The organism is Halomonas sp. AOP43-D1-4 (assembly GCF_052446175.1).
Lineage (GTDB): Bacteria > Pseudomonadota > Gammaproteobacteria > Pseudomonadales > Halomonadaceae > Vreelandella > Vreelandella citrativorans.
On the sequence record NZ_JBQSVY010000004.1, the window covers coordinates 26,170 to 37,819 of the forward strand.

Consider the following 11,650-nt stretch of genomic DNA (forward strand, 5'->3'; position numbering starts at 1 on the left):
GGGCACCCAAAATGGCGCAGAAAGTGCTGGTCGTACGTAATGATAAAATTGGTGATTTCATGCTGGCCTGGCCAGCGCTGGCCTGCCTAAAAAGCGCATCACCTACGCCGCATATTACGGTGCTGGTACCGGCTTACACTGCACCGCTGGCTAGCGAATGCCCTTGGGTGGATGAGGTGATTATCGACCCTGGTAGCCATGCTGACAAACACGCCCAGAAAGCACTGCTTAAGCGCATCAAATCCGCCCAGTTTGATGCGCTGCTGACCCTGTTTTCAACGCCACGCATTGGCTGGCTAGGCTGGCGGGCAGGTATACCGCTTCGTGTTGCTCCTGCGACCAAGTGGGCTCAACTGTTTTACAACGTGCGCATTCGCCAGCGCCGCTCTCAATCGGCAAAGCCTGAATATCAGTACAACGTGGACCTGGCGTGCGAGCTGTTATCCAAACTTTCGCTTAAGCTGCCTGCACGGCCCGAACCGCCCTTTTGGCCACTGCCCAGAACACCAATGCAGGGCCAAACGCCGACAGAGGAGATGACAGCCGAAGTATCTATCGTTGTGCATCCAGGCAGCGGTGGCTCGGCGGTTAATCTTTCAATTGATCAGTACGCGGGGCTTATTGCTCAAATAGACCAGCAGGTGAAAGAAGTGCCGTCTATTAATTGGTTGATCAGCGCCGGCCCCGGAGAAGAGGCACCTGCCCAGGCGTTAATCGACCGGCTTGCCAGCGCTGGCGTCACGGCCAGGCATCTACCCGAGAGCAGCAACGTCGCTGAGTTTGCCCACCGGCTGGCCGAGGCCGATATGCTGATTGCGGGCTCAACTGGTCCGCTGCATATTGCTGGATGCCTGGACATCGCCACCGCAGGATTCTACCCGGCTAAACGCTCAGCCACCCCACTGCGCTGGCAAACGTGCAACAGCGCTGAAAAGCGGCTGGCCTTTAGCCCTCCAGCCACTGCTGATCAGCAGGACATGTCGGCGATTGATATTGACGCTGCCGCTCAGCAAATTTCAACGTTTCTCCTTTCAGCGTTTATACGGGGGTGATGTTCGGGTGCGGATCCATAAGTCAGCGTATTTATTAAACGTAGAGTGCGCTGACAAAAGCGCTAGCAAGAACCCCTGCTTACCATCCTTAAAGCCCGCTTTTAGCAGATACATCTTCACAAAGCAGGCAAGCCCATGTGTGAAACCGCTCGCCAGCGTGGCTGTTTTACCCTGAGCGGCCCGTTGCTCCGACCACGCCTGCGCATAGTGGGCAGATTTTTCCAGATAATGGCGCAGATCACGGTAGGTGTAGTGCAGCAAATCACCTGATAGGCGTTTGACCGCTAGACCATCGGGCACCACCAGTTTTTCATGTACCAGCGCTGCATTATAGGAGGCTTGCCCTTTGGGATAGAGACGCGCGACCCAGTCCGGGTACCAGCCAGAATGACGAATAAACCGACCGAAACACCAGGAAAGCCGCCCGAGACTAAAAACGGCTGGCCCCCCCTGCACAGCCTCCTGAATGCTTTTTTGCAGCGCTGGCGTAATGCGCTCATCGGCATCCACCATCAATATCCACTCGTGGCTGGCCAGCGCCTCGGCGCGCTGGCGCTGTACGCCAAAGCCCTGCCAATCCGTATTAACGCTTACGTTATCCGTATACTCGCGCGCAATCGCGCAGGTTTCATCCTGGCTCCCCGCATCCAGCACGACGATTTCGTCGGCCCAGGTGAGCGTATCAAGACATTCGCGCAGATGGTGCGCTTCATTTTTAACAATCAACACAGCAGAAATTGGCAAGAGGATTTCTCAGCTTAAGAATTTTTCAAGGTAACAGCATCATAGCTTTCACAAATCGCATATGAAAATTAGCATCTTTTTAATTAGCATCTTGCTGTTTTCTAAACGACCTTTTCGTGGTGCTTCTTTATTTTTTGAGAGTATCTCAAGCTGTTTTTTTGCGGAAATCCACTTAGCATAGACAGGAACATTCTGACGCCCATTTTCTTCTTAAACATTCTAAAAAACAGCTTAAAGAATAATGCTATTTTAAGTAGAGCCCGACCGGTGCGACTGTAGTGTTTACTTAGCAAGTGGTAATAGGAAATATAAAACTCTTGTTGCATTAGAAACCCTTGCTCTGTGCTACCACCCGCTTCGTGAAATACCTGTGCTTCAGGAATAAAAAAAACTTTCCCACCAGACTCCCAAACTCTTTTTGCAATATCCTCTTCTTCACAGTAAAGAAAAAAGGCGGTATCAAAACCACCAATATCGCAAAAAGCATCTGCATTAAAAAACATGCAAGAGCCACTAACAACTTCAACCTGCGTGGGTTTATCTAATTTCACTCGGTTGCTTGGAAATTTAACCTTTGAAAATTTTCTTTGCACGCTGTTACCAAACAGCTGTTTTAAAAGATGGGGAAACTGTTTGTGCGAAGATGAATAATTGTTGTTGGCATCGACTATTTGAGCAGTTGCCAACGCCACCTCTGCGTTTGAATCCAGATATGTTTTTAATACACCTGCCGTATTATTTAAAAGTTTACAATCATTGTTAACAAAAAAGTAATACTGTCCACTCGCATGATTTACCCCTAGCATGTTGCCACTTGAGAACCCGCTGTTGATGGAGTTCCTAATTAATTTCACGTCATTTTTATCTTTCAGAAACTCTTTCAGACTTAAAAAGTCTTTATCTTCAGAGGCATTATCAACAACAATAATTTCGTAAGATACGCTATCAGTATTCGATAAAATGCTATCAATTAACTCAGCTGTATGTTGTGAAGAATTATAATTTATCGTAATAAATGACACTTCTATTTTTTTCATAAGGAACCACTGTGGTTGAGTTCAATTTAAAGAATGCTTCATTACAATAAATGACGAATACTTCTGATAGCGGTTGCAGATAGATGTATATAGTCAACTATTTAAATTCTACCGTAAGCCGCCATACTATTAAACATCGCTGCCAACCTACCCTGGATCGATAAAAACCAACAGCTCATTCATATAGCCACAGTAGGCTGCCTCAACGTGCTGCCATATAGAAAATCAAACTTCCCCCCCCTGCCGATCAAGGGCATAAGAAGGCAGATGGTTTTTCAGCGGCGCTTTAGCGTAACATTGCACTAGCACCAACAACGTTATTTTACCAAAATTGCAATAGCATTAGGATATGGCATGCCCTCTTCAAGGATACTGAAACTTACTCCCTGGCTGCCACTAGCGACCATTGGCCTTAGCCTGGGCTATGCCGCTACCGTGTTAACTCGCCTGCCCTGGTGGGCGCTCTTTCTCATCGCCGCAGGCTGGATCGGCACGGGGTTGAAGCTGAGCTGGGGTCGCCCAGCAAATGCTCGCTACCGCAAAGTATGGCCCTGGTCATTAGTGCCGCTAAGCTTGATGGGCGTGTACGTTTATTTAGCTGACAGCTTCGGCAATGTCGATTTAGGTGCTGTGTTTTTTCATTTACAGGCCGGTATCGCGGAGCACGGCGGCGCCAGCAAAATGGTGGTCGCGGTGCTTTATACGCTGACTATGCTGGGCATTTTATGCTCCATTACGTGGCTTTCCCGCCATGACCAGCGCTGGCGACTAGCCGAGCGCTATTTTGCGATTATTTTGCTGGCGACCAACCCGTTACTTTATGGCTTGGGGCAACGCAGCGTTGCCGTCGTGGCTGATGATAGAGAGTGGTTAAATCGACGTTATATGCCGCCCATGACCGGCGAGCAGTCACACACGCCTAATCTGCTAATCATGTACCTGGAGAGCCTTGAGCGGACCTATAGCAACGAGGTTTTTGATGACGCTTATGCCGACTTGAACACGCTGGGCGAACAGGGTCTGGTTTTCGAAGGCATCCGACAAATGGAAAACACCGGCTGGACCATGGCGGGAATGATCGCCAGTCAGTGCGGTGTTCCGCTAATGCCTGCCGGGCTTTTACACGATACACAGTTTGAGCCATTGAAAAAGGTGGTGCCTGGCGTTGACTGCCTGGGTGATATTTTAGCGGCTCAAGGGTATCAATTAAGCTACCTGGGGGGCGCTAGTACGCAGTTCGCGGGTAAAGGCCTTTTCTATCGTGGTCATCAGTTTAATCGCGTAATGGGTAAAGAAGCGTTTTTACCCGACATGGAAGATCCAGAGTATTTAAATAACTGGGGACTCCATGACGACACGCTTTATGAGTTTACCGCTGATGAAATACGCCGGTTAAATGAAGAGAATAGCGGCCCCTGGGCAGTGGTGAATCTTAACCTGGCAGCCCATGCGCCGAGCGGGTTTCCGTCCCAATCCTGCCAGGACCGCCAGGGCATATTTGATGGCCAGGATATTCTGTACTCAGTGGAGTGCTCGGCTCATGAAGCACGGGTATTTATCGAGCAGTTACAGCGCGAAGGGCTTTTGGATAATACGCTGGTAGTTGTACTCAGCGATCACCTCACCATGCGAGTCTCCGTATGGGACCAACTGACAGCCCTGGACCGCGATAACACGCTGATTATGCTAGGCGACTATATTGAGCCCCAGCGTATTCGCCGCGATGCCACGATGCTGGATGTGTTTCCAACGATATTAGAAGCGCTTGGCTTTACCTTGAACGATCACCGAGCAGGGCTGGGTGCTTCACTACTCAGTGAAAAACCCACGCTGGCTGAGGTGCATGGTATCGAAACACTCAACGAGCGCTTGCGTGAGGAAACCGCCCTGCAGCACCGCTTATGGGAAGGGCTAACGCCCCAGCGCCGCGAAGCAGAAGATACCTCAGCAACTCAAGTGACAGAAACGCCAGCGGATCAGGCCGACGAAGTAAACATCACCCATTAATGATCAAGCCGCTGGCACGCTGCGGGTCGGCTTGCATCGCCTGATAGACCTGCTCTACCGCTAACTGATTAAGGCAGTTGGTATGCCCCAACGGGCAAACACGCTTAAAGCAGGGCGAGCAGTAGAGCCCCAAATAATGAGCGACAGCGTTGTTGGTCAAGGGCGGCGTATAGGCCGGTGACGAAGAGCCGTAAAGCGCATGAATGCGCACGCCGACGGCAGCGGCCACATGCATGAGACCTGAGTCGTTGGTTACCACTTGCCGACAGTCGGCCAACAGGTCTACCGCATCGGCTAACTGCGTTTTGCCGCATAAATTATGCGCATGGGGAAGCCCTTTCACAATGCTCTCGCCTGCCGAATGATCTTTTGGCCCACCCAGTACCCGAATTTCAAAACCGTCGCTGATAAGTTGTGCGGCCAGGTTGTGAAAATAGGCCAGCGGCCACTGCTTGGCAGGCCCATATTCTGCACCGGGCATCATGCCAATGGCGGGCCGCGATGACAGCGCATGAGCCAGGCGCAAATTAACCAGGTTATCCCGGTCGATCATTAAACGCGGCCTGGGGATCGGAAAATCCCCGTTTAGCGCTTCATCACGAGGCAAACCCAGCGATACAAACCGCTTTACGGTCTGGTCCAGAACCTGCTTATCTAGCTTGCGGCGCTCTTTTAAAAGCCCATAGCGATGCTCGCCCAAAAAGCCCACCCGCTCAGGAATGCGAGCCATGAAGGGAACGAGGGCGGCTTTCCAGGAGCGTGGCAGCACAATGGCACGGTCAAAGCGCCCTTTTAGCTGGCTGGAGAGTTCACGGCGATTAGCCAAACCAAACTCGCCGTGACCAACAGCCAAGGGGAGCACTTCGTCTACCTCCGGCATACGCTCTAAAATGGGCTGTGACCACGCGGGCGCAACCACCCCAATGGTCGCATCAGGCTGACGCGCTTTAAGCGTCATAAAGAGGCTTTGCGCCATGACCATATCGCCCACCCATGACGGGCCAACCACCAGCAGACGCTTGGCGGAATTAGCCATTTAGCCACTCCAGGTAAGCGCCAACCCCTTGGGCCACGGTTTTGAACTCAACATCGCAGCCGGCTTCACGCAAATGACTGATGTCGGCACGCGTGTAGCTTTGATAACGGCCTTTCAACTCTTCAGGAAAATCGATGTAATTGATCTCGCCTTTACCATAGAAGTCGATGACTGCTTCGCCAATCGCTTTAAAGGGCTCTGCTCGGCCAGTTCCCAGGTTAAAAATGCCAGACGCTTGAGGGTTATCCAAAAACCATAGATTGACGTCGACGACATCGCCCACGTACACAAAATCCCGGCTCTGCATGCCAGCCTCATAACCACCATAGGCGCCAAACAGTTTCAGGGTTTCGCCGTTACGGATTTGAAGATGGTTATGGTAAGCGACACTTGCCATCTTGCCTTTATGCTGTTCACGAGGGCCGTAAACATTGAAATAACGGAAACCAACGACCTGGGTAGTCAGCGACTCCCAGCGTGAGCGCACATGTTGATCAAACAGCAGCTTGGAGTAACCGTAGACATTAAGCGGTTTTTCGTACTCGGGCGCCTCTTTAAAGACGTCACTGCCGCCATAGGTCGCGGCGGATGATGCGTAGAGGAAAGGGATACCGAATTTCTCACAATAATTCAGCAGTACCTTCGAGTACTCGAAGTTATTTTTCATCATGTACTGGCCGTCCCACTCCGTGGTATCGGAACACGCCCCTTCATGAAAAATCGCCTCGATGTTTGGCAAGTCGGTTATCTCGCCGCGCAACGCGGCCTCTACCTTGGCAAGAAAGTCATCTTTATCCAGGTAATCGGCCAGCGTACAGTCGGCTAAATTGACAAATTTAGTGCCGTCGCGCAGGTCATCCACCACCATGACATCATTACGGCCGCGCGCATTCAGTGCTTTCACGATGTTTGCGCCAATAAAACCGGCACCGCCTGTTACAACGATCATTTTGCTCTCCTTAACCAAAAGCGGTTCTGTTGGCTTATGTGCCTATAACCCATCTGCCTAGGATTGTATACTTGACGGCTTATGAATTCATGGCCAACGGTGCTTTCTGCGATGAGTGTCTCGACAAACCAATCGACACCTGATGTGTCGACCTTCCAAGGCTTGATCCTTGCTCTGCAACAGTACTGGGCAGAACAGGGCTGCGTCATTCTCCAACCTCTTGATATGGAAGTTGGCGCGGGCACCTTTCATCCCGCTACTTTCCTGCGCTCAATCGGCCCGGAAAGCTGGAACGCGGCCTACGTTCAGCCTTCTCGCCGCCCAACCGATGGCCGCTATGGCGAAAACCCCAATCGCCTGCAGCACTACTACCAGTTTCAGGTCGTCATGAAGCCATCGCCAAGTAATCTGCAGGACCTTTATCTTGGCTCACTAAAGCGTTTAGGCCTGGACCCACTGATCCACGATGTGCGCTTTGTTGAGGATAACTGGGAATCGCCAACACTGGGCGCTTGGGGCCTGGGTTGGGAAGTATGGCTCAATGGGATGGAAGTTACCCAGTTCACCTATTTCCAGCAAGCGGGCGGTATTGAGTGCTACCCCGTTACCGGTGAGCTGACCTATGGTCTTGAGCGGATTGCCATGTATCTGCAAAACGTTGACAGCGTTTACGACCTGGTATGGGCGATTGCCCCGGACGGTAGCCAAGTCACCTATGGCGATGTGTATCTGCAGAACGAGCGTGAGCAATCGACCTATAACTTCGAGCATGCCGACGTCGATCAGCTGTTTGCCTCCTTCGATCACCAGGAGCGTGAGTGTGCCAAGCTGCTGACCGCCAACCTGCCCTTACCTGCTTATGAGCAGGTACTCAAGGCATCACACACCTTTAACCTTCTGGATGCCCGTCACGCTATTTCGGTAACCGAGCGTCAGCGCTTTATTCTGCGCGTGCGCACCATGGCGCGGGATGTTGCCCATACCTACTTTGAGTCGCGTAAAGCAGCAGGTTTCCCCATGGCTCCAGAAGCGCTTCGCCGCGAACTACTTGCCGATCAGGGAGATGCATAATGGCTGTTGATACGCTTTTATTAGAACTGGGCGCCGAAGAGCTGCCACCCGCGGCGCTGGATGCACTCTCTGACGCGTTTGCTGCGGGGATTGAAAAAGGCCTGCAAGAGGCCGAGATTCCTTTCCAGCACGTGACCGCTTACGCCACACCTCGCCGTTTAGCCGTCAAGGTCAGCGAGCTTGCCGATAAACAGCCGGACCGCGAGGTAGAGCGTCGTGGTCCGGCGCTGGCCGCCGCCTTTAAAGACGGTGTTGCAAGCAAAGCAGCCGAAGGCTTCGCTCGTTCCTGTGGTGTTAGCGTCGATGAGCTAATTCACCTGGAAACAGACAAAGGCACTTGGCTTGGCTACCGCGAACAGCAGCAGGGTGAGAGCCTTCAAGCACTTCTGCCCGAGATTCTGCGTAAAGCCATTCAGGGCCTGCCTGTACCTAAAAATATGCGCTGGGGGGCATCACGTATTGAGTTCTCCCGCCCGGTGCACTGGTTGGTCGCACTTTACGGCAGCGATGTCATTGCCGCAGAAGTGCTGGGATTACAGGCTAGCCGCACCACCTATGGCCACCGCTTCCACGCCCCCAATGCGATTCAGCTTGAGCACGCCGATGATTATCTGGCCACGCTCGAAAACGCTTACGTATTGGCGGACCGCAAGCTGCGTCGCGAACGCATTCGCGAGCAAGTACTAGCCGAAGCGGAAGTACAGGACGCCAATGCCGTTATCGACGAAACCCTGCTCGTTGAGGTCAGTGGTTTGGTGGAGTGGCCGGTCGCACTTACCGGCAGTTTCGATGAGCGCTTTTTGGAGGTCCCGGCGGAGTGTTTGATCTCCTCCATGAAGGCCAATCAAAAGTACTTCCACCTGCTGGATGACCAGGGCAAGCTCAAACCGCTGTTTATCACTATCTCCAATATCGATAGCGCTGATCCACAACAGGTAATTTCGGGTAACGAAAAAGTCATTCGTCCGCGCCTGGCGGATGCCGCCTTCTTCTACGATACCGACCGTAAGCAGAGCCTGGCTTCGCGCATTCCGCAACTTGAAAGCGTAGTGTTTCAGCAGCAGTTGGGAACACTGGCCGACAAAGCACGTCGTACCACCGCTATTGCCACTTTCATTGCTGAGAAGATCAACGGTGACGTTGCCAATGCACAGCGTGCTGTGGCACTTGCCAAGTGTGACCTGGTCACCGAAATGGTGCTCGAGTTCCCTGAGTTACAGGGCATTATGGGTCGCTACTACGCCGAGCAGGACGGCGAGCCTGCGGATGTTGCTCAAGCGATTGAAGAGCAGTACCTGCCACGCTTTGCCAGCGATGCTATTCCGCAAAGCCTGACCGGGCAAACGCTGGCCTTGGCGGATCGCCTGGACACCCTGGTAGGTATCTTTGGTATTGGTCAGCGTCCAACCGGCGCAAAAGATCCCTTCGCCCTGCGCCGCGCCTCAATTGGCGTGTTGAATATCCTGATCAAGGGCGAGCTGAATCTTGATCTGCGCGAGCTTTTAGATGCCGCCGCTCAGCAGCATCAGGGGCTGCCCAAGGCTGAGGGGCTGGTAGAGGACGTGCTGACCTATATGCTGGATCGCTTCCGCGCTTGGGGTCAGGAAGAAGGCATTAGCGCCGAGATGTACCTAGCGGTGCGTGCACGCCCGGTCACCAACCCGCTCGATTTCGCTCGCCGGCTGCGCGCGGTGAAAGCCTTTGCTCAACGTGAAGAGGCAGCTGCGTTAGCCGCCGCTAACAAGCGCGTGACCAATATTCTGAGCAAGCAGGATCACAACGGCAACCTTCAGGTTGACCCGAGCCTGCTGCAAGAGGAAGCCGAGCAGGTACTATTCAAGGCCGTTACCAGCCGCCAGGAGCAGGTAGCCCCGCTGTTTGGTACCGGTGATTATCAGCAAGCGCTGGATGTACTGGCGACGCTTCGTGAACCCGTTGATGCATTTTTTGATCAGGTGATGGTCATGGCGGATGATGAAGCAGTGCGCAATAACCGTCTTGCTCTTTTGGCGAGCCTTCAGGCACTGTTCCTGGAAGTTGCTGATATTTCGCTGCTCCCCCAATAACGCTCTCTCGACCGTCTGCCGGTGGCTTTTATGCCACCGGCAGCACGCTTATCACTCCTTCCCCTACCTGCCTTTTAGCGCGCTCATTTCTGGCTGTGACGTATAATCGTGACGCTCCTCTTTGAAGGTCTCTTCACGCGCTGCTGGTTTGTTTCACGTGAAACACCGTGAAAAAATAATCGATTTTTACTAAAATAAAGTTTTCCTGATGCGTTAATTCCCCTTTGTAGACGTAATGCGTGTTATTGCTTGGGTGCATAAGCACTCTGGATTTGCCCTGTGTACGATCTCTTTCTACTGGACTCATTTCCCCAGCAACAGGCTAGCATGGCTTCCCATACGCTGAATGGCCAAAAGGTGTGGTTAAAACGTGCCGCCAAACGGAACTCGCAGCTTGCCTATGCGCCGCTCAAGTTATTGGCTGCATGGTTTAATATTGAAGCGTTAAAGCCGGTCCCCAACCTGGGCGGCGAGCAAAGTATTTTCACCGAGGCCCAACGGATTAGAGCCTTAAGTGAAGCAGGTATCTCCGTTCCCGTCATCCTGGCCGAAAATCCTCAAGCCCTTCTTTTAGCGGATGCAGGGTCGCCTGAACAACCCGCGGTGACACTGCTGGAAAAGCTCAAAAAGGCGAGCAGTGTTGAGGAAGTGGATAAAGCGCTTAGTCAAAGCATTCAGGCACTCAACGCGGTTCATGAGCGCAGTTGCTACCTGAGTGAAGCGTTCGCACGCAATATCCTTATCACCCACGACCAAACTGTCTTTATCGATTTTGAAACGGATCCAGGTAAAGTACATACCCCAATCAACTGCATGGTGCGCGATTGGTACTGCTTTATCTTTTCACTCTATGGCAAACTCTCTAAATCACCGATGCAAATCGAACGTTTAACCCCTGCGCTGATTGATGGATTGCACAGCGCCCGGCAGGAAGTTCGAGAGCAGTTTAAAAAAACGCTGCCCAAACTACTCCGCTTGCAAAAAATCCCATTTAAATACCTGGGTAGTGATGGCCGCAAAATTAGCGTCACGTTGCAGGCGTTGGCGATGCTTAATCAGCGTCTTTAATGGAACGCGCAATGCCTATTTCCCCCGAGCAGCTGGTTATTCTTGATCGTGACGGCGTCATTAATCAGGATTCTGACGCCTATATAAAGTCACTCGAAGAGTGGCTGCCCTACCCTTCTTCCATCCATGCTATCGCTAAATTATCCCAAGCCGGCTACACCGTTGCGATAGCCACGAATCAGTCGGGCATTGGCCGCGGTTATTACGATGCAGGCGTTCTCGGTCAAATGCATGACCGTCTAAATGCGTTGGTCAATGCCGCAGGAGGAACCATTGCGCATATCGCTTATTGCCCGCATGGACCCGCCGATGATTGCGAGTGCCGCAAACCCTTACCGGGCTTGCTGCATGATATTCAGCGTGCGCTAAGTTTATCGAGCTTATCCGGCAGTTGGATGGTAGGTGATAGCCTGCGCGACCTGCAAGCGGGCGAAGCATGTGGCTGTCAGTCGGTATTAGTAAAAACTGGCAAAGGCGAGAAAACACTGGCCAAGGGCGTAGGCCTGGAAAATGCCCACGTTTATACAGATTTAGCCGAGTTTGTTGATTGGCTGTTATCCCGTTCATCCGGCTGAATTTTATAGCTCAAAAAAATGCCGCTGGCTTTAAGCCAGCGGCAT

Annotated in this window: 10 protein-coding genes; 6 read left to right on the plus strand and 4 right to left on the minus strand. The window is 52.2% G+C overall.

Annotation, left to right across the window (positions count from 1 at the left end):
• Positions 1-11: 11 nt before the first annotated feature.
• Positions 12-1,052 (plus strand): glycosyltransferase family 9 protein, encoded by a 1,041-nt coding sequence (locus ACT3RQ_RS05245; protein ID WP_444622438.1) that lies wholly within the window; start codon positions 12-14, stop codon positions 1,050-1,052.
• On the opposite strand, the gene ACT3RQ_RS05250 is transcribed toward ACT3RQ_RS05245, so the two are convergent.
• Both ACT3RQ_RS05250 and ACT3RQ_RS05255 read right to left on the minus strand, forming a co-directional pair.
• Entirely contained in the window at positions 1,032-1,796 is a 765-nt protein-coding gene (locus ACT3RQ_RS05250) for a glycosyltransferase family 2 protein (protein ID WP_444622439.1), read from the minus strand. The genes ACT3RQ_RS05245 and ACT3RQ_RS05250 overlap by 21 nt on opposite strands.
• A 101-nt stretch (positions 1,797-1,897) precedes the next feature.
• Entirely contained in the window at positions 1,898-2,833 is a 936-nt protein-coding gene (locus tag ACT3RQ_RS05255) for a glycosyltransferase family 2 protein (RefSeq protein WP_444622440.1), read from the minus strand.
• 354 nt (positions 2,834-3,187) lie between these two features.
• On the opposite strand from ACT3RQ_RS05255, the gene ACT3RQ_RS05260 reads away from it, so the two are divergent.
• Entirely contained in the window at positions 3,188-4,840 is a 1,653-nt protein-coding gene (locus tag ACT3RQ_RS05260; protein ID WP_444622441.1) for a sulfatase-like hydrolase/transferase, read from the plus strand.
• Here ACT3RQ_RS05260 and waaF read toward each other — a convergent pair.
• Entirely contained in the window at positions 4,830-5,876 is a 1,047-nt protein-coding gene (gene waaF, locus ACT3RQ_RS05265) for a lipopolysaccharide heptosyltransferase II (RefSeq protein WP_193053428.1), read from the minus strand. The genes ACT3RQ_RS05260 and waaF overlap by 11 nt on opposite strands.
• Positions 5,869-6,825, minus strand: coding sequence for an ADP-glyceromanno-heptose 6-epimerase (gene rfaD, locus ACT3RQ_RS05270; RefSeq protein ID WP_444622442.1), 957 nt, complete (start codon positions 6,823-6,825; stop codon positions 5,869-5,871). Before rfaD ends, waaF begins: the two co-directional genes overlap by 8 nt.
• Before the next feature lie 111 nt (positions 6,826-6,936).
• Between rfaD and glyQ the strand changes: the two genes are divergently transcribed.
• From glyQ to gmhB, 4 genes are all read left to right on the plus strand, one after another.
• Positions 6,937-7,896, plus strand: a complete 960-nt coding sequence (gene glyQ, locus ACT3RQ_RS05275) for a glycine--tRNA ligase subunit alpha (protein ID WP_172118752.1) — start codon at positions 6,937-6,939, stop codon at positions 7,894-7,896.
• A complete protein-coding gene (glyS, locus tag ACT3RQ_RS05280; protein WP_192526756.1) occupies positions 7,896-9,962 on the plus strand; it encodes a glycine--tRNA ligase subunit beta in 2,067 nt (688 codons plus the stop codon). Before glyQ ends, glyS begins: the two co-directional genes overlap by 1 nt.
• 279 nt (positions 9,963-10,241) lie before the next feature.
• Complete coding sequence (locus ACT3RQ_RS05285; protein WP_444622443.1) at positions 10,242-11,030, plus strand: hypothetical protein; 789 nt, start codon at positions 10,242-10,244, stop codon at positions 11,028-11,030.
• Between the two features lie 11 nt (positions 11,031-11,041).
• Complete coding sequence (gmhB, locus tag ACT3RQ_RS05290; RefSeq protein WP_193053430.1) at positions 11,042-11,605, plus strand: D-glycero-beta-D-manno-heptose 1,7-bisphosphate 7-phosphatase; 564 nt, start codon at positions 11,042-11,044, stop codon at positions 11,603-11,605.
• Positions 11,606-11,650: the final 45 nt, after the last annotated feature.